Genomic DNA, 19,123 nt, shown 5'->3' with positions numbered 1-19,123 from the left:
CGTGCATGCGTCCCGGAGGTCCCCGGGGACGGCTCAGGAGAGCCGGTTCGCGACCTCGGTGGCCCAGTAGGTCAGGATGACCGACGCGCCGGCACGGCGGATCGAGGTCAGCGATTCCAGGATCGCGGCATCGCGGTCGATCCAGCCCCGCTCGGCGGCGGCCGTGATCATCGCGTACTCGCCGCTGATCTGATAGGCAGCGACGGGGACGTCGCTCATCTCGGCGACATCGCGCACGACGTCGAGGTAGCTCATCGCGGGCTTGACCATCACCATGTCGGCGCCCTCTTCGAGGTCGAGGCGCACCTCCCGCAGCGACTCGATCCGGTTGGCCGCGTCCTGCTGATAGGTCCGCCGGTCCCCCTGCAACGACGAGCCGACCGCCTCACGGAACGGACCGTAGAAGGCCGACGCGTACTTGGCCGAGTAGGCCAGGATTCCGGTGTCGGTGAAGCCCTCGGCGTCGAGTGCCTCGCGGATGGCGGCAACCTGGCCGTCCATCATCCCGCTCGGCCCCAGCAGCTGGGCGCCGGCGCGGGCCTGCGCCAGCGACATCGACACATAGCGGTCGAGAGTCACGTCGTTGTCGACCCGTCCACGACCGTCGAGGACACCGCAGTGCCCGTGATCGGTGAACTCGTCGAGACATGTGTCGGCCATGAGGACCGTCGAGTCACCGAGATCGTCGGTCAGCGCGCGCAGGGCACGGTTGAGGATTCCGTCGTCCGCATCGGCACCCGAGCCGGTGGCGTCCTTGTCCTCCGCACGCGGCACGCCGAACAGCATCAACCCGCCGACGCCGGCCTCGACCGCTTCTGTCGCGGCCTCCCGCAGCGAGGCAAGAGTGTGCTGGACGACGCCGGGCATCGATGAAATCGGCTTCGGCTCTTCGATGCCGTCGGCGACGAACATCGGCAACACGAGTTGCCGTGGTGCGAGGGTGGTCTCGGCGACCAGCCGACGCATCGCCGGCGTGGTACGCAGCCGGCGGGGACGGATCATCGGTGCCATCGGTGCATCCCGCTCACGAACGCGATCGACGGGACTTCTTGCGCGGCGGGGGCAGTGCGCCCTCCGCGCGGAGCCGGGCGGCGTGCTCGGCGAGCGCGTCGACCAGTTCGAGGACCGAGGCGTTCTCCGGCTGCACGTCGACGCGCAGCCCGAATTCCGTCGCGGTCTCGGCGGTCTTGGGGCCGATGCACGCAACGATGGTGCGCGCGTGCGGTTTTCCGGCGATACCGACGAGGTTGCGAACCGTCGAGCTCGAGGTGAAGCAGACCGCGTCGAAGCCGCCGGTCTTGATCATCTCGCGGGTCTCGGCGGGCGGCGGTGCGGCACGCACGGTCCGGTACGCGGTCACGTCGTCGATCTCCCAGCCGCGGTCGCGCAGACCCTCGGACAGGGTTTCGGTGGCGATGTCGGCGCGCGGCAACAGGACTCGGTTCACCGGGTCGAAGACATCGTCATAGGGCGGGAAGTCTTCGAGGAGTCCGAGCGAGCTCTGCTCACCCGACGGCACGAGTTCGGGGTTGATGCCGAAGGAGCGGACCTTCTCCGCGGTGGCCTCGCCGACACAGGCGATCTTCACGCCGGAGAAGGCGCGGGCGTCGAGGCCGAACTCGGCGAACTTCTCCCACACCGCGCGGACCGCGTTGGTGGAGGTGAACACGACCCACTGGTAGCGGCCGTCGACGAGTCCCTTGACCGCGCGCTCCATCTGCGCGGGACTCCGCGGCGGCTCGACGGCGATCGTGGGCACTTCCTTGGGGATCGCACCGTGGCTGACGAGGCGGTCGCTCATGTCGCCGGCCTGGTCCTTGGTACGCGGGACCAGCACGGTCCAGCCGTAGAGCGAACGCGACTCCCACCAGGAGAGCTTGCCGCGCGAGCCGACGACCTTGCCGACGGTGACGACCAGCGGGCCGGTCAGCGCGTTGCCCTGCTCGTTGAGCGTGGCGAGGGTGGCCTCGATGGTGCGCTGGGCGCAGGTGGTGCCGTTGATGGTGATGGCCGCAGGGGTCTGCGGTGCCATCCCGTGCTCGGTCAGCGCGCTCGCGGTCTCGGCCAGGTGGCCGGACGTGGCGTGCAGGACCAGCGGGCCCGGGGCGGCGGCCAGCGCGGCCCAGTCGACCTCGCCTCGCACGTCGGCCTCGGTGTGGGTCGAACCCAGCGGCATGCCGGCGTAGCTCGGGACGACCGAGGCGGCGGGCAGACCCGGCAGCACCTCGAAGGTCACCGAGTGGCGGGCCACGGCGTTGACCTCGGCGAGCACCGAATCGGTGGTCAGCGGGTCGCCGGCGACGACGCGGACCACGTCGTCTCCGTTTCGGGCGGCGGCCACGAGGGTCTTGGCGACCTCGGTCGGGTCGCCGAGTGCCGGTCGCACCACCGACTCCTCGTCGGCCTTGTCGGCCTCCGGGGCAGGTGCGGCGGTTGCATCGGCGGCGTCGGTGCCCGTTGCGTCGGCGCCGGCCTTCTCGTCCGCCTTGTCGGCCTTCTTGGTCGACCGGCGGGTGTCCGGTGCGGGTTCTTCGCGGTGTGCGCTGCCGATCAGCGACACCACGGCGGCCGGCACATCGGGATCGATGTAGGCCGTGGTCGCATTGATGATCACGGTGCGCGCCCGCACGGTGAGCAGATCGGGATCACCTGGACCCGACCCCACGAACAGGATCCGTCCGGGATTTGCCTTCTTCGTACGGCTCATGGGTTCGCACTCTCCTGCCCCCGCGTGGAGGGCTGCAGTTCGTTCTCTGCTAGGGAGAGTTGACGAGTTCGCCCGCTCCCAGCTCCAGCAGTTCGGCGGCGAGATCATTACCCAGCTGAACGGCCCGATCGACCGGACCCACCACCGAAGCGCGGATCACATCGGATCCGTCCTCGGCCGCCACCGCCGCGCGAAGCGACAGTTCGGCGAAGATGCGCCCGTCCTCGTCGATCGACTCCACCACCTCGGCGATCGCTCCGACCGGCGCGGTGCACCCGGCCTCCAGGGCCGCGAGCACCGACCGTTCGGCCTCGATGGCCGCCCGGGTGGACTTGTCGTCCAACTCGGCGAGTATTCTCACCAGTTCGGCATCGTCTGAGCGGCACTCCACAGCGAGAGCACCCTGCGCCGGAGCCGGCAGCATGACGACCGGATCGAGCGCTTCGGAGACCACTTCGGTCCGTCCGATCCGCACGAGGCCGGCGCGGGCGACCACGACTGCGTCGAGTTCGCCGCTGGCGACTTTGCCCAACCGAGAATCTAGGTTGCCTCGTAGGGGGCGGATTTCCAAACCGAGACCCAATGCCTTAAGCTGTGCCGCCCTGCGCGGCGCCGAGGTTCCGACGACCGATCCCGGGGGCAGTTCCCCGAGAACCAGTCCGTCCCGGCTGACCAGCGCATCTCGCGGGTCCACCCGGGTCGGGACGGCCGCGATCGTGAGGTCGTCCTCGGGGGCCGTCGGAAGGTCCTTGTAGGAGTGCACCGCGACGTCGACCTCGTCGTTGCGGAGAGCGACGCGGATGGCGGTGGTGAAGACGCCGACGCCGATCTCGGCGACCGGGGCGGCCGAGGCGTCACCGGCGGTCTTGATGATGACCAGCTCGGCCGGATGCCCGGCGGCGGTGAGCGCATCGGCGATGGTCTGCGACTGCGTCGTGGCCAGCAGCGAACCCCGCGTACCGATCCGGATCGGCGCGGTCCGGGTTTCGCTCATCGGTCGCCCTGCTCGCCGGCCACGTCGGTGGTCCCGATTCGATCGGGCGCCGAAACCGACTCTGCCGCACCTGGTTTGAGTTCGAACAATTCGCGCAGGGCCTCCGCGTAGTGGTCGCCGTTGGGTGTCGAGGCGAGCTGCTTCACCCGCACGGTCGGCGCGTGCAGCAGCTTGTCGACGACGCGTCGGACGGTCTTCGCGACCTCGTCGCGCTGGTTGTTCTCGAGGTCCGGGAGCCGGGTCTCGAGGCGCAGGATCTCGGCCTCCACGACGTCGGCGGCACGCTGACGGAGGGCGGCGACGGTCGGGGTGACCTCGGCCTGGCGCTGGTGGGTCAGGTAGTCGGCGAGCTCGGCCGCGACGATGGACCGGGCGGCGAGGGTGTCGTTCTCGGCGGCCTGGGTCTCGGAGTCGCCGCGCAGGCCCTCGATGTCGACGACGTGGACGCCGGGCAGGCGGGCCGCGGCCGGGTCGACGTTGCGCGGGAGCCCGAGGTCGCAGATCACCATCGGGGTGGTGTCGCCGTTACGGTTCCGCTCGGCGAGGGCCGAATGCACCGCACCGACGCTGATCACGGAGCCGACCGAGCCGGTACAGCTGACCACGACGTCGGCGGCGGCCATCGCGGCCGGCAGCTCGTCGAGGCCCACACCGTGCACGGTGATGCCGTGGTTGGCGGCGATGTTGTCGGCGAGGTGGCGGGCGTTCTCGACCGTGCGGTTGACCACCGACATCTCGGTGACGCCCTCACGCGCCAGCTGGGCGGTCGCGAGGCCGCCCATGGCGCCGGCGCCGACCACCACCGCGGTGCGCAGGCGATGCGCTTTGGTCGCGGGGTCGGTGAGCAGCGACTTCGCGCGATGCAGGGCCACCGACACGACCGACGCACCGGCGCGGTCGATGCCGGTCTCGGTGTGCACCCGCTTGCCCACGCGCAGAGCCTGCTGGGCGAGCTCGTGCAGGACGCGGCCGGCGGAGTCGTTGGCGTCGGCACTCAGGTAGGCGTTCCGGATCTGACCGAGGATCTGCTGCTCGCCGACGACGAGCGAGTCGAGACCGGCGGCCACGGTGAAGAGGTGTTCGACGGCGGCCTCGGAGTAGCGCACGTAGGCGTGCCGGGTCATCTCGTTGACGGTCATGCCCGAGTGGTCGCCGAGGACCTCGCCGACCGCCTCGAGGGCCGGGTGGAAGGCGTCGACGACCGCGTAGATCTCGACGCGGTTGCACGTCGAGACGACCATGGCCTCGGAGATCGCCCGCGACGACAGCAACTCGTCGACCAGCTTCGGACGGTCGTGGTCGGAGACCGTCAACCGCTCGAGCACCTCGACGGGCGCACTGCGGTGCGACACCCCGAACAACAGAACACTCACGCTGTCACCGTTTCTTCACCCATTGCATTTCCGCGGCGCCCGTCGGCCGCCTTCACCCCGCGAGGCGCACCGACGTCGCTGCGTGAGGAGATCTTGAGGTCGTTCCGTGGGACCTGTGAACTGCCACGAGAGGCCTGGAACGCCAACACCTGTAGTTCCAAGGCTAGATCAACTTGTCTGACGACGACATCCGCCTCCGTCGTCAGCGCCACCGGGGTGACGTTGAGCACCTGTCGCACGCCTGCCTCGACGAAGGCGTCGAAGGCTGCCCGGGCGTCCTCGTCGGCGGTCGCGACGACCCCGATCTCGACCGCGGGCTCGACCTCGGCGCAGACCGCCGCGATCTCGGCCAGCTGGGCGATGCGCGGTCCTCCGACCTCGAGCGATGTGCCCACGAGGGCCGGATCGGCGTCGAACATCGCGGCGACCCGGAAGCCGCGGCCGAAGCCGGTGTGGGCGAGCAGGGCGCGTCCGAGCTGTCCCGCGCCGGCCAGGGCGACCGTGTGGATGCTGTCGGTGTGCAAGGTCATCGAGATGCGCGCGGTGAGACGACCGACGTCATATCCGACGCCGCGGACGCCGTTCGCGGCGACATAGGAGAGGTCCTTGCGGAGGATGGCGGGGTTCACGCCGGCCGCGGTGGCCAGTTCCCCGCTGGAGGCCACCAGGACGCCGCGCTGACTGAACGAGCGCAGGACGTGCAGATAGGTGGCCAGACGGGCCACCGTGGGGGCCGGGATGTCGGTCGCGACCGCGGTGGCGGGGGGCGGCAGCGCGGACGCGGGAGGGTCGGCGTCGCCGGGCTTCTGACGATCGGCGCCCACGCTCACCTCCGCTCCCCTTCGCACAGCACGATCAATCGAGGATATAACCCCCTGTGAAACTCTTCACATGGACCCTCACGATTCGGCGACCCGTGTTAAACGCGACAGGTTCTCCGCAATGGCGGACCTGGGGGTGCCACGCGGCCAGATGGCTCAGCCGCGGCGCGCGAGGTCGGTGCGCAGTCGGGGCTCGTCGACCTCCCAGTAGCTGTGCTCGTCACCGTCGAGCAGCACCACCGGCAGCCGGTCCCCGTACTCCGCACGGATCTCCGGACGGCCGTCGGCGGCGGCCCGGTCGACGTCGACCTCGGTGAACTCGATACCGAGCTCGCCACAGATCCGCGTCAGGTCACGACGGGCGGTCGCGCACATCTGGCATCCCTCACGGGTCAGCAGTTCCACGGTCATGGGGTCCATACTCGCAGCGCTCCGCTCCCTCGATGACGCGACCCCGGCCGGTGACGAGGACCACGACCGTGGCGCGCCGGAACCGCCCGGCGGCGACGCTGATCGGCGTGTGCGGCCGCTAGGCTGGACCGCGCAGGCAGTGCTGGCGCCAGACGCGACGTGGGAGGTGGGCAGTGGGCAACACCCCGGGCCCGGGAGACGAACGACCCGACGATCCCTCCGACACCCCTGTGCCCGGCGCAGCCGGGTCCGAAACCACTGTGCCCGGCGCACCCGGCCCCGAAACCCCCGCGCCGAGCGTTGTACCGGCCGACTCCGGCGCCACCCCGCTCGACACCGGCGAGGACTGGGAGTCGCAGGCGGCGCGCATCGAGTTCGACGACGACTTCGACGAGGACACCGAACTCCACGACATCGCCGAGGACGACGAGTCCCACCGGGTCACCACGTGGATCTCCCAGCGGGCCAGCGCCGCGACCGGCCGCTTCCGCCAGACCGCCCACGAACTCCGCCAGACCCTCGCCGGCGAGGCGAGCGCGAAGGCCGCGGTCGACTCCCTCCGGCTGCGCGAACCGTCCGACATCGAGCCCGGCGAACCCCCGCGCGACCTGACCGCGGCCGCCTTCTTCGACGTCGACAACACCCTCGTCCAAGGCGCGTCGATCGTGCACTTCGCGCGGGGCCTCGCCGCCCACAAGTACTTCACCTATGGCGACATCATGGATTTCGCCTGGACCCAGGCGAAGTTCCGGATCACCGGTAAGGAGAACGCCCGGGACGTCGCCGAGGGCCGGGAAAAGGCACTCTCGTTCATCGCCGGGCGCCAGACCTCGGAACTCGTCGAACTCGGCGAGGAGATCTTCGACGACTACATCGCGGACAAGATCTGGCCGGGCACGCGCGCTCTCGCGCAGCGCCACCTCGACGCCGGTCAGCAGGTGTGGCTGGTGACCGCGACGCCGGTCGAACTCGCGCAGACCATCGCCGACCGGCTCGGGCTCACGGGTGCGCTGGGCACTGTCGCCGAAAGCGTCGACGGCGTGTTCACCGGGCGCCTCGTCGGCGACATCCTGCACGGGCCCGGCAAGGCCCACGCGGTGCGCGCACTCGCCATCCGCGAAGGCCTGAACCTCAAACGCTGCACCGCGTACTCGGATTCGCACAACGACGTGCCGATGCTGTCACTCGTGGGCAAGGCCGTCGCCATCAACCCCGACACCGACCTGCGCGACGTCGCCAAGGTCCGCGGATGGGAGATGTACGACTTCCGGACAGCACGCAAGGCGGCGAAGTACGGTGCCGGGACCGCCATCGTGCTGGGCGCCGCCGGTGGTGGTGCCGCGGCCGCCGCACGGCTGCTACGCCACCGCTGACGGGCGCCTCGTCGCGACGTCGGTGACCGGCATCGACGCCGATTCGATCGTCCGCGCCGCCCTCGTGCTCTGAGACACGCTCAGAGCGAGGCGATCTCGCTCATCGGATCGATCAGCACCTTCGCGTGGTGGGCGGCGGTCCCGAGCGCGTCGAACGCCGGTGCCACCCCCTCGAGTCCGACCGTCGCGGTGATCATCGGCCCGACGTCGACCTTGCCCGCGGCGATCATCTTCAGGGTCTCGTGGAACTCGGCCGGGTCGTAGACGAACACGAACCGCAGTTCGATCTCCTTGTTGAGCGCCATCGCCGGGCGGAACGTGTCCGGTTCCATGCACACACCCACCACGACGACACGTGAGCGGAACGGCGCATTCGACACGATGTGCTCGATCATTCCGGGTGTGCCCACGCATTCGAAGATCACCGGGCCCTTCGGCGTCGCCCCCAGCCGATCGGCGACCCGGAAGAGGGAGTCCCACGGCGCCAACGGGATTCGACGCAGCGTGCGCATCGCGTCGAAGGCGGTCCCGAGCAGGTCCTGCGCGGCGGTGACGTATTTGCCCTCCCGCGCACATCGGTCGAACGGCGACTCCACGGCCGGGTCGACGACGATGTCGGCACCGACGCGGCCGGCCAGCGAGCGTCGTCCCGCGGACAGGTCGCTCGCGATCACGGTGCGTACGCCCGACGCCTTGAGCATGGCGATGACGGCAAGGCCGATGGGGCCGCACCCGATCACCACCGCGACGTCGCGCCTGCCGACCTCCCCGCGACGGACCGCGTGGTGGGCGACGGCGAGCGGTTCGGTGAGGGCGGCGTGATCGATCGACAGCCCGTCGGGGATCTCGAAGGTCATGTCCTCGGAGACCAGCACGAACTGGGCGTAGGCCCCCGGCGCCGACGCCGTCAGGCCGGTCAGGTGTGCCTCCTCGCCGTGACGGATCATCGGCACCGCCACGACCGGCGTTCCCGGCGCCCACCGCTTGCGGCATCCGGGCCCGTAGGACACCACCTCGCCGGCGAACTCGTGCCCCATGACGACCGACTGGTCGGAGCGCATGAACGCGTCATAACCGACCTCCGCCGACACATCGGCGGTCGCGTCGCAGTGCACGCGGGCGTGCAGGTCGGACCCGCAGATCCCGGCCCGCAGGACACGGATGAGAACCTGCCCCTTGTCCGGTACGGGAGTGGGAACGTCTTGGACGGTCAGCTCACCGGCTCGACACACGACTGCACGCATGCCTCATCAGTATCAGTCGGCGAGCGTCGGTGTCAGCCGAAGTAGACACTCCCGCGGCGACTCAGCATCCGGAAGAGGGTCTGCTGAATCTCTTCGCGGACATGGTCGGTGAGGTCGAAGACAACCATCGGATCGTCGGCCGACGACTCGTCGTAGGAACCGGTCTCGATCGGGCGACCGAAGTGGATGTGCCACTTCGACGGCAACGGCACCATGCCCAGCGGTCCGAGCCACGGGAACAACGGCGTGATCGGGAAGTACGGCAGGCCGAGCACCTTGGCGAGTGGCTTGAGATCGGCGAGCATCGGGTAGATCTCCTCCGAGCCCACGATCGACACCGGGATGATCGGCGCCGCGTTGCGCAGCGCGGTCGTCACGAAGCCGCCCCGGCCGAATCGCTGTAGCTTGTAGCGGTCCTTGTAGAGCTTGCCGATGCCCTTGAACCCCTCCGGCCACACGGCGGTGAGCTCACCGTTGCGCAGCAGTCGGTCGGCGTCGCTGTTGCAGGCGAGCGTCGCGCCGATACGCCGCGCGACCTCGCTGATGCCCGGCGAGTCGAAGGCCATGTCGGCGGCGAGGACACGCAGGTACCGGTGGTCGGGGTGGTTGTCGCGGACGGCGAGCGAGGTGATGATCGCGTCGACCGGGATGGTTCCTGCATGGTTGGCGACAAGCAGCGCACCACCCTCGAGGGGCAGGTTCTCGATACCGGTGACCTCGACACGGAACCACTTCTCGTAGACCTGTCGGAGCGCCGGAAACCACACCGATTCGGTGAAATGGGGATCGAATCCGAACTCGTCGACCTCGTACTCGCCCGCCATCCGTTCGCGAATGAAGCCCGCGGTGGAGGTCAGGGTGTCGGCGACGGCGTTCCGGATCCCACCGAGACTGAACAGCGGGCTCGACTTCGACGGGTCGCGGTGCTCGATACCGAGCGCCTCGTCCGACAGCGCGATCTCGTCGCTGATCGGGGTGATCCGCGCAGGCGGGACGGCCGAATCCATCGGTGTTGGGGTGACCGAGCATCGAATCCTCGTGCATCGCACCGGCATTCGGTCGGTGTCCCGGACCCTGCTGGCTGGGATGTCGACGACGCCCCGAATCACGTGCGCCGCGGCGATCCGCGGAGGCGTCCGGACCGGACGGCGACGCGTAGAGCTGTATGACCTTGGCGGTACGCGCATCTGTAGCTCCGCTACCTGGCAAGGCGCTCACCCCTTGTTCCTGTCCCATGGATCGTGCGTGTGCCGGTGAACCCCCCGCTCGACGTTTGAACAAGGGGCGCCTGAACTGCTGGCAGTCGTTCCGTCACAGGCCATTCCCCCGGCTCCACAGACGCGACTCTGCGCCGTCGATGACTTGAAACGGGAACCCGGCAACCACCGCGATCTCCCCGTGTGATCATCAGCAAGTTCCCGAAGTCCTCACCCGTCGCCCGCGACGGAGTGGCTTCCCCCGCGCGTTGTGGGTCTGGCGTCCAAGTCTAGAGGTTGCACCGACGTTGCGCACCTCGACTGCAACTCCTCGCACCAATCTCATCTCACAATTCACTGGAGTTGATGTGCGGCAGAGACGACACGCTGCTCCAGGGCCCGCCAGACGTCGGTCCCGATCACCGGTGTCACGCCGCTGCGTTCCACGAAGTCGTCAAGGGTTTCCATGGTCGTGTACCTCGGCACGAAGCCCAGCTCGGTGCGCATCCTGGTGGTGTCGAGCACGCGGCCGTAGGTGAGGAACTCCGTCTGCGAGGAACGGAGCTTCGCCGAACGCAGGTCCTGGAAGACCCCGGCGATCGGCGCGAGGAGACCGCTCGGCACGGGTAGCTCGACGTGACCGACCCGCCGGATGGCCTGCGACAACGTCACCACCCCCTCGCCGGAGAGGTTGAACGTGCCGGGCTTGCCGGCGAGGGTCACGTACTCCATCGCCGCGAGCGCGTCCTCCTCGTGCAGAAACTGCAGACGCGGCTGATAACCGATGACCGTCGGGACCACCGGCGCCGACAGGTACGAACCCATGCGCGTGGTGATGCGCGGCCCGAGCATGGCCTGTGGGCGCACGATCGTGATGTCGATGTCCTGGCGGCGGCGTCCGAGACCGCGTACGTAACCCTCCACATCGAGGAGGTCGCGGCCATAGCCCCGCTTGGGCTCGCGGCGCGCGCGGGTCTCCTCCGAGAAATGCGACGGGTCGCGCGCGCTGGACCCGTAGACCATCGCAGTCGAACGCAGTACGAGCCGCTTCACCGACGGTGTCCGCTGGCAGGCCGCGCAGACCTGCATCGCGCCGACGACGTTGAACTCCTTGATCGCCGCCGAGTGCGGGGCGGTGTCGGCGATCGACGTCGCGGCGTGCACCACCGTGTCGACCTCGTACGACGCCAGCGCCTTCGCGATGGTGGGCCGCCGGATGTCCAGTCGCAGGAACTCCGCACGCCCCATCCGCCGCAGCAGGTCCTTGCGCGGCACCCGTGAGTCCACCGCCAGCACACGTTCGATCTGCGGATTGGCCGCGAGCCGTGCGACGAGGTACCCGCCGAGGAAAGTCGACGCCCCCGTCACCAGGACGACCCGAGGCACTGCGGAGGATTCGGCCATGGCGTCGAGGCTAACGCCATCGACCCGCTTCAGCCCGTCGAGGGGCCGAGATCGAGGCGATCGGTGACGAACGACCCCGGAACAAGTTCTTTCGTGTGACAAAGGACCTCAGGGGCCCGGACAATCCCGACACAGCAGCCCTGTAACAGCAAAAGGACCCGCCCGGGCGGGTCCTGGTGCCATGAGAGTGCTTATTTGCCGAGTTTGCGGCGCTGCACCCGGGTTCGACGCAGCAGCTTGCGGTGCTTCTTCTTCGACATGCGCTTGCGGCGCTTCTTGATCACTGAACCCATGGGGGCGCTTCCTCACGATTGACACTGATGTACTTGACCGACCCTGGCCTGCACTCGATCGGCTTCGTCAGTGGTCGTCGACTGGCGTCGACTACCCGGCCTCGAGGAGCTCACCGGTACATCCAGGTACGCGACCACTGAGCCTACCGGGCGGTGTGTCCGATCAGGAAATCGCGGTGGCCGAAACGATCACCAGGAGGGTCCGCCGACCCGACGGACACACCCATTGAACACAACACTCCCGGAGCGGCCGGACGGCCACCCTCGGGAGTGCTGGATAGAACTTGCTGATCGGCGCGTCGGCCGAGACCGAACCTAACCGGCGTCGAAGTACGACGTCTCCAGGTAGTCGTGCACCGCTTTCGCGTGCACACGGAACGAGCGTCCGACCCGAACCGCAGGCAGTTCGCCATTGTGGACGAGACGGTAGACCGTCATCTTCGAAACGCGCATCAGCGACGCAACCTCGGCGACGGTGAGGAACTGCGACGCAGAAGTCGCATTGCTCACCGAGGCCGTCCTGTCACCAGGAGTGTCTGCAGCTGCCATTGATCACTCAACCTCCGGTGCACGCGTCGCGGCCGCAGGCTTCCCCTCCTGCGGACATCAGACACGCACGTGCTTAAAGCAGCTTAGCGTGGCAGATGTGAAAAAAGCGACGTAAGGGACCGTGGTTTCTGGGATTTCTGTGACTCGACCCCAACATGCTGGGGTTTAACGGCCCATCGACCACAACTCATGGGGTGTCGGACACCGCGTGTCCCGACGCCAAACCCTCGACTTCCACTCGACGTCCGCCGCGGGCGCTGGCGGCCGCACAGGCACGTGTGGCCTGGTAGACGGCGTGCCGGAGTCCGTTGGCCTCGAACTCGCGGATCGCCTCCGCGGTGGTACCGCCCGGGGAGGTCACGGCGGCCCGCAGGTCGACCGGCGACATCCCCGAATCGCTGAGCAGGACACCCGCACCGCGGATCGTCTGGATCGCCATCTCCGACGCCTGCGCGCGGGTGAGACCCAGGCCGACGCCGGCGTCGATCATCGCCTCGGCGAGCAGGAAGACGTAGGCGGGACCGGACCCGGACACGGCGGTGACCGCGTCCATCTGCTTCTCGGGCACCACGGCCACCCGGCCGACGGTCTTGAGGATGTTGACGACGGCGCTGAGCTGCTCATCGCCGACGTACCGACCGGCCGACACCGCGGACATCGCCTCGTTGACGAGCATCGGCGTGTTCGGCATGACGCGGATGACCGGCGAACCCGCCTGCAGCGCACTCTCGTAGCGGGCCAGCGGGATGCCGGCGACGAGGGTCACGGTGACGCGCTCGCTCTCCGCGTTGTCCTCGGCCGAGGCCAGTTCCCGCAGCACCGAGTCGACGGCGTCGGGCTTGATGGCGAGGAAGACGTACTGCGCGGATTCGGCGGCCGTCTTCACGTCGGTCACCAGGACCCCGTATTCGTCGGCGATCTCGGACGCGCGGGATTCGAGCTTCTCCGCGACGACGAGATCCTTCGTCGGGGTTCCGGCACCGATCAGGCCGGCCAGGAGCGCCTCCCCGATCTTGCCTCCACCGATGATGGCGATGCGTTCGGTCACGAATGTCTACCTTCCTGCGGGAATGAGTGCCAATTGACGGGACTGGGCGACAACTGTCCCGGTCGAGTCCACCACGAGATGGTCCTCTTCGAACATTCCGGGCCCGACCTCGGTACTCGTCGCGGCGAACCGCAACCAGCCCGGCGCGGGATGCCGGCGCACGTAGGTGGTCAACTGGACGGTCGGCGCCCAGCCGAACATCGCGAGGTTGAAGACCACCGGCGGCGAGATGTCGCACACGAGGACCGCGAAGTACTCGTCGGGCTCGAGGCCCTTCGGACGGATCCAGCCGCGCACGAGCGGCTCACCGGTCTCGCCCCGGACCATCGGGAATGTCTCGGCGTCGAGGACCAGGTCGACCGCCGCGCCGAGGTGGTTGATCTCGGCGATAGGCGAACCGTCCAGCGAGATGCCGGTCGACGGTGGTTCGGCGGGCGTACCGTCGAGCACGTTGGGGCCGGAGTGATGCGGGGTGCCGGAGTCGGGGCGGGCCATCGTCACCGACGAGGACACGACCGTGCGACCCTGCTGCACCGCGTCGACCTGCAGGACCGTGACCGTCCGGCCTCGTTTGCGCACCGAGATCGCGAGATCGACGTCGGCGGCATCGGGTGCGGTCAGGTAGTCGCTGGCGACGGCGACCGGGATCATCGCGGCGGCCGCGTCGGCGACCTTCGGATCATCGGACGGCGTGAGGGCGCTCAGCGCGGTGCGCGCCGCTTTCGCCACGACCATCTGCAGGCTTCCGCCGTGCACCTTGGGTCCGATGGTGAAGGTGTCATCGATGTGCGCGCGCAAGGTGATGGAGTCGGGACCACCGCGGTCCACCTCGGTCAACGCCAATACCTCGGTGATCTTGCTGCTCATCGTCCCGCTTTCGCCGTGCCGACCCCGCGGCCGGCGAAAGACCGCAACGCGACGATCTCCGGGCGTCAGTTGTTGCGCCGGCCGGCGCTCTCGGGGTGCAGCTCCCGTTTGAGATGCTGCCGCGCAAAATCTAGCGAACGGGCCAGGAGTGCACTGCGTTCGGGTTTGGTGCGTGCACTACCGGTGGTCACCTCCAGCACGACGGCGCCGGCGAAGTCGCTCGCCGCGATCCGGCGGCACACCTCGGCGCACGGCTGTCCGCCGTCACCGGGGATGAGATGTTCGTCGGTGGCCGCACCGTGGCCGTCCGCGAGATGCAGATGGTTGAGGCTCGAGCCCATGCGCTCGAGCAGGTCGAGCGCGTCGACCCCGGCCGTCGCGGTGTGCGACAGGTCGAGCGTGTAGTTCGAGTACCCGTCGTCGGTGGGGTCGATCGACTTGCCGAAGGCGGAAGCGGCGAGGCCCGGTCCACCACCGCGCTTCTGGAGGCGTCGCACGGACGGCTCCCGGGACCCGAAGAAGCGGTCGGCCCGCATCGGGAACATGTTCTCCACGGCGATGGCGACCCCGCTGTCCTCCTCGAGTTCGCCGACGAGGTCGTCGAAGGCGGACACGTAGCCACGCTGCCAGCGAAAGGGCGGGTGCACGACGACGGTCGGCGCGCCGAGATCCTCGGCCGCCTGCACCGAGCGCGCGAGCTTCACGACCGGGTCACGTCCCCACACCCGCTGGCTGATCAGCAGGCACGGGGCGTGGATCGACAGCACCGGCACCTGATAGTGCTCCGACAGGTAGGCGACGTGCCGGATGTCCTGGCTGGCCGGGTCGCCCCAGACCATCAGTTCGACGCCGTCGTAGCCGAGGTCGGCGGCGTAGGCGAAGGCCGCCTCGGTGTTCTGCGGGTAGACCGAGGCGGTCGACAGGCCGATGGGTATCTCCGGCCTGGGGAGCGGAGGCGGCTCGGGCGGCGTCACGTGGCCAGGAGCACCAGTGGACCGATGGTCACCAGCAGGCCGACCCCCAACGCGAGCAGCGTCGTGGTCAGGTCCTTGGTGCGCCGCACGACGTGCGACAACGTGACGATCCCGAAGATGACCAGGACCGCGAGCACCAGCGCGAAGTACGGATTCCAGCGCCACAGTTCGGTGAAGCCCCAGAACAGGCCGATGCCGACGACCAGACCTGCGACTGCCTGACCGAAGATCAGGAGCCAGGCGACAGCCGGCGACCTCTCCTCCCTGGTCTCGTCGACCGCGGCCTCGTCGGTCTCGTCGCCGGTGACCGCGGGCCTCGCGGCCTCGTCGTTCTCGGGCGTCGACATACCCGCGACGGCGCCCTCCGACGACCCTTCGGTGTCACCACCGGGGGTCTCGTCGAGGTCGGCGGTCTCCGCGAGACGGGCGGTGTCGGGCTTGGCCGGGTCTTCGGGCTCGGATGAGGTGGTGGACTCGGCCGATTCGCTGGGCTGGTCATCCTCCTCGTCGACGACCGGCGCCGACCACGCCTCGGTGTCGTACCACTGGGCCGACGCCTGCCAGTCCACGGTCTCGGCGGTCTCCGCGGGCCGGGTGTCCTCGCCGCGGGTGTCCACCGCGGCCGACTCCTCGGGAGCGGCGGCGTCCTCCGGGGTCGGGACCGGCGCGATGATCTCGGTCGGGTTCTCGTCGTCATCGCGTGCCCGCGCCGCGGCGGCTCGTGCGCGGCCACCGGCCGGGGCGGCGTCCTTGCCCGACTTCGCTGCGGCGGCCGTGGCGGCGGTTCCCGCGGCAGCGCCCGCCGATTTCCGGCTGAACAGTTTGCGTGCGAGCCCACCCAGCGCCTTGGCGCCCTTCCTGGGTCCGCTCGTCCCGACCGCCGGCTGTGCGCCGGTGTCGGCGTCGCCCTCCACGTCGGCGAAGTTGCGATAGGCGTCGAAGTCCATGACGTCGGAGAACCCGCCATCGGCCCGCTCGCGCGGATCTGAACCGGAGTCGACCTCGGTGAGGTCGTAGGTCACCACGTCGTCGGATTCGACGACGACGAGGCCCTCGTCGGAACCCTCCACGAGCGGGATGATGCCGGTGACCGCGTTCGCCGACTCCTCGTCGACCGGCGCCGAGTCGCGGGGCGGACTCATGCGCCGGGCGACGGAATCCGAGCTGAAGTCACGGGTGGCCGGCGGTGCCTCGCCGTAACCGGGCATACCGCTGGCGTTGCGGCCCGACGTCGAGAACGGTCGGTCCCGACGGGAGCGGTCGGCGACCGGGCGGTCGTCGGCGGCGCGGCGCGCGACGGGGTTGCCCGACCGCGGGAACGGACCGTCAGGGCTCTCGGTCCCCGACCAGCCCGCCGGACCCCAGGCGCGGGGTGCGGCCGACTCCGGGCCCGAGGTCTCGGGTTCGGGAGTCTCGGTGGGTTCCGGCACCGACGGTTCGGTCGCTGGTCCGGGCGTCGAGGGTTCCGGCGCCGATGCCGCCTCGGGAGCTTCCGTCTCCGGTTGGTCGACCTCGTCGACCTCGTCCCGGGGCGTCTCGACCTCCGGTGTCTCCACCGCGGCGGGTTCGGCCGGCGCGGCCGCCTTCTCGTTCGCGGGCTTCTCGTCCACGGGAGCCGGCTTGTCGTCGGCCTGTGCTGCAGGCGCGTCGGTGATCTTCGGGATCTCGCCGGTCAGGTCCGAGACCGAGACCGAGCCGTCGCGACCCGCGCGTCGACGGCCGCGACCGTCACGCCGCGTGGGCGTGGTGCCGCCGGCCGCCTGCGACCGCGCGAGTAGTTCCGATACCGAGATGGGTCGAGATTCGGGCTCCGAATCCTTCGACATGAAGTGGCTCTCCGTCCTCGAACGTCACCGGATGCCGGTCGAGCGCATCCGCCTGGGTACTTCCCGGCGCTCGTGGACGCACCGTCGACCGTCTCCCCCATCCCGCGCGCCCGTGGGCATCGCAGACCGGATCAGCCGACGCCGCCCCGGGCGCCAGTCGTCTGTGAGGGCTCGAACGAGTCGGCTGGTTCCGCGTCGAGTCGACGCAAGATCACACCCTCCCGCAGAGCCCACGGACAGATCTCCAGTGTATCGACTCGGAGGGCCCGCATAGCCGCCTCCGCCACGAGCGCTCCGGCGACCAGCTGACCGGCACGATCGGCGCTGACGCCCTCCAGTGCGGCGCGGTCGGCGCGGGTCATGCGGGAGATGAAGGAGATGAGCTGGCGAAGGCCGCTCGTCGTCAATTCGCGCCGGACGCGGGGCCCCGCGCTCGACGGCGCCGCGCCGGTGAGGCGGGCGAGGCTGCGGAACGTCTTCGAGGTGCCGACACAGAGGTCGGGTGCGCCGGGCGCGAGGAGCTCCTTGGCGGGGGCCCGCAGCTCCGCGTCGAGCCAGTCCCGCAGAACACCGATCCGGCGCCGGTCCGGTGGGTCGTCGGGCAGCCACTCGCGGGTGAGTCGTCCGGCTCCGAGCGGCAACGACAGCGCGACGTCGGGTTCTTCGTCGACACCGTTGGACATCTCCAGCGAACCGCCGCCGATGTCGAGGGCGAGGATGCGGCCCGCGCTCCAGCCGCGCCAGCGGCGGACGGCGAGGGAGGTCAGACGTGCCTCGTCGCGGCCGGAGAGGACCGCGATGCGCACCCCGGTGCGCAACTCGACCTCGTCGAGCAGGTCATCGGAATTGGTGGCGTCGCGGACGGCCGACGTCGCGAAGGCCATCATCTGCTCGCAACCGGAGGTGCCGGCGATGTGGGTGAACTCCGTGACGGAGTCGATCAGCTTCGACACCGCCTTGTCGCTCATCCGCCCATCGGCGTCGATCTGTTCGGCCAGGCGCAGAACGGCCTTGGTCGAACTCATGGGCGTCGGGTGGCCGCCGCGATGGGCATCGACCACCAGGAGGTGGACAGTGTTGCTGCCCACGTCCAGAACTCCTAAGCGCACGGGTCAACGGTAGTGCAGCCGCCGTGTCGGCACGATCCCGGCTACCGTTGTAGTCGTGACCGCACTCTCGCCGTCCGCGCCACGAATCACGCCCGCCCCGGAGGTCGAACTCGACTTTCCGCGCGAATGGTACGAATTCGTCGATCCGGCCGATCCCGAACACTTCATCAGAGCCGACCTCACCTGGCTGCTGTCGCACTGGACCTGCGTCTTCGGCACCCCGGCCTGCCAGGGCATCCTGCCCGGACGCGAGACCGACGGTTGCTGCAGTCACGGCGCCTACCTGTCCGACTCCGACGATCGGGAGCGTCTCGCCCACGGCGTCTCGATGCTCACCCCGGAGGACTGGCAGTTCTACAAGAAGGGGTCGGGCAAGAACCCGCTCGGCCCCAGGGGGTACCTCGAAGAAGGCGACCTCGACGACGAGCCGGCGCTCAAGACGCGGCTTCACAAGGGCGCGTGCATCTTTCTCAACCGGCCGGGCTTCGAGGGCGGCGTCGGATGCGCGCTGCACTCGATGGCCCTGCGCAAGGGACTCGAACCGCTGACCGTCAAGCCCGACGTGTGCTGGCAGTTGCCGGTTCGCCGTGAGCAGGACTGGGGTGGAACGTCCCGACGGCACCGAGGTCCTGCAGACGACGATCACCGAGTTCGACCGCCGCGGCTGGGGCGAGGGCGGCCACGATCTCAAGTGGTACTGCTCGGGATCACCCGACGCGCACGTCGGCGCCAAGCAGGTGTGGGAGTCCTACGCACCCGAGCTGACCGAGCTGCTCGGCGCCCCGGCCTACGAGGCCCTCGCCGCCGCCTGCCGGCGTCGTAAGGGGTTGGGCCTCATCGCCGTTCACCCGGCGACCACAGCCGCGACCGCCCGTCGCGAGACCGACGTCAAATACGAGCTGCAACCGCCGGAGTGACCCCGGGTGCGCGGGAG

At 69.3% G+C, this 19,123-nt stretch carries 16 protein-coding genes and 2 pseudogenes; 2 read left to right on the top strand and 16 right to left on the bottom strand.

The features are described from left to right. Positions 1-33: 33 nt before the first annotated feature. The 6 genes from hemB to RVF83_RS10180 form a co-directional block, all read right to left on the bottom strand. Positions 34-1,011 carry a porphobilinogen synthase gene (gene hemB / locus RVF83_RS10205; protein WP_005194227.1) on the bottom strand — a complete coding sequence of 326 codons (978 nt, stop codon included), beginning with the start codon at positions 1,009-1,011 and terminating at the stop codon, positions 34-36. Between the two features lie 13 nt (positions 1,012-1,024). Next, a complete protein-coding gene (locus RVF83_RS10200) occupies positions 1,025-2,707 on the bottom strand; it encodes a uroporphyrinogen-III synthase (RefSeq protein WP_005194228.1) in 1,683 nt (560 codons plus the stop codon). Between the two features lie 49 nt (positions 2,708-2,756). Beyond that, entirely contained in the window at positions 2,757-3,701 is a 945-nt protein-coding gene (hemC, locus tag RVF83_RS10195; RefSeq protein ID WP_005194229.1) for a hydroxymethylbilane synthase, read from the bottom strand. After that, positions 3,698-5,074, bottom strand: a complete 1,377-nt coding sequence (locus tag RVF83_RS10190; protein ID WP_005194230.1) for a glutamyl-tRNA reductase — start codon at positions 5,072-5,074, stop codon at positions 3,698-3,700. Before RVF83_RS10190 ends, hemC begins: the two co-directional genes overlap by 4 nt. Then, positions 5,071-5,898, bottom strand: a complete 828-nt coding sequence (locus tag RVF83_RS10185; protein WP_005194231.1) for a redox-sensing transcriptional repressor Rex — start codon at positions 5,896-5,898, stop codon at positions 5,071-5,073. The genes RVF83_RS10190 and RVF83_RS10185 overlap by 4 nt, the downstream gene beginning before the upstream one ends. A 153-nt stretch (positions 5,899-6,051) precedes the next feature. Beyond that, complete coding sequence (locus RVF83_RS10180) at positions 6,052-6,306, bottom strand: glutaredoxin family protein (protein ID WP_039879855.1); 255 nt, start codon at positions 6,304-6,306, stop codon at positions 6,052-6,054. 173 nt (positions 6,307-6,479) lie between these two features. On the opposite strand from RVF83_RS10180, the gene RVF83_RS10175 reads away from it, so the two are divergent. After that, complete coding sequence (locus RVF83_RS10175; RefSeq protein WP_005194233.1) at positions 6,480-7,679, top strand: HAD family hydrolase; 1,200 nt, start codon at positions 6,480-6,482, stop codon at positions 7,677-7,679. Between the two features lie 80 nt (positions 7,680-7,759). On the opposite strand, the gene RVF83_RS10170 is transcribed toward RVF83_RS10175, so the two are convergent. The 10 genes and pseudogenes from RVF83_RS10170 to RVF83_RS10125 form a co-directional block, all read right to left on the bottom strand. Further along, positions 7,760-8,923, bottom strand: a complete 1,164-nt coding sequence (locus RVF83_RS10170; RefSeq protein ID WP_005194234.1) for a zinc-binding dehydrogenase — start codon at positions 8,921-8,923, stop codon at positions 7,760-7,762. 32 nt (positions 8,924-8,955) lie between these two features. Continuing rightward, positions 8,956-10,159: pseudogene (locus RVF83_RS10165) on the bottom strand (lysophospholipid acyltransferase family protein). A gap of 314 nt (positions 10,160-10,473) precedes the next feature. Beyond that, a complete protein-coding gene (locus RVF83_RS10160; RefSeq protein ID WP_005194236.1) occupies positions 10,474-11,523 on the bottom strand; it encodes an NAD-dependent epimerase/dehydratase family protein in 1,050 nt (349 codons plus the stop codon). A 191-nt stretch (positions 11,524-11,714) separates the two neighbouring features. Then, positions 11,715-11,816, bottom strand: coding sequence for a 30S ribosomal protein bS22 (locus RVF83_RS10155; protein WP_003402602.1), 102 nt, complete (start codon positions 11,814-11,816; stop codon positions 11,715-11,717). A gap of 315 nt (positions 11,817-12,131) precedes the next feature. Further along, complete coding sequence (locus RVF83_RS10150; protein WP_005194237.1) at positions 12,132-12,365, bottom strand: helix-turn-helix domain-containing protein; 234 nt, start codon at positions 12,363-12,365, stop codon at positions 12,132-12,134. 187 nt (positions 12,366-12,552) lie between these two features. Continuing rightward, complete coding sequence (gene proC / locus RVF83_RS10145) at positions 12,553-13,413, bottom strand: pyrroline-5-carboxylate reductase (RefSeq protein WP_005194238.1); 861 nt, start codon at positions 13,411-13,413, stop codon at positions 12,553-12,555. A gap of 6 nt (positions 13,414-13,419) precedes the next feature. Then, on the bottom strand, positions 13,420-14,280 hold the full coding sequence (locus RVF83_RS10140; RefSeq protein WP_005194239.1) for a thioesterase family protein: 861 nt from the start codon (positions 14,278-14,280) through the stop codon (positions 13,420-13,422). Positions 14,281-14,345: 65 nt separating this feature from the next. Continuing rightward, on the bottom strand, positions 14,346-15,254 hold the full coding sequence (locus tag RVF83_RS10135) for a sugar phosphate isomerase/epimerase family protein (protein ID WP_005194240.1): 909 nt from the start codon (positions 15,252-15,254) through the stop codon (positions 14,346-14,348). After that, positions 15,251-17,080 carry a hypothetical protein gene (locus RVF83_RS10130; RefSeq protein ID WP_005194241.1) on the bottom strand — a complete coding sequence of 610 codons (1,830 nt, stop codon included), beginning with the start codon at positions 17,078-17,080 and terminating at the stop codon, positions 15,251-15,253. The genes RVF83_RS10135 and RVF83_RS10130 overlap by 4 nt, the downstream gene beginning before the upstream one ends. Positions 17,081-17,211: 131 nt before the next feature. After that, the gene (locus tag RVF83_RS10125; protein ID WP_174351866.1) at positions 17,212-18,189 is read right to left on the bottom strand and encodes a Ppx/GppA phosphatase family protein; all 978 of its coding nucleotides are present in this window, start codon (positions 18,187-18,189) and stop codon (positions 17,212-17,214) included. A gap of 55 nt (positions 18,190-18,244) precedes the next feature. Between RVF83_RS10125 and RVF83_RS10120 the strand changes: the two are divergent. After that, positions 18,245-19,106, top strand: a pseudogene (locus tag RVF83_RS10120) (hypothetical protein). Positions 19,107-19,123 lie beyond the last annotated feature (17 nt).

It is taken from the genome of Gordonia rubripertincta, assembly GCF_038024875.1.
GTDB lineage: Bacteria > Actinomycetota > Actinomycetes > Mycobacteriales > Mycobacteriaceae > Gordonia > Gordonia rubripertincta.
This window is presented reverse-complemented; position numbering and strand designations above follow the sequence as displayed.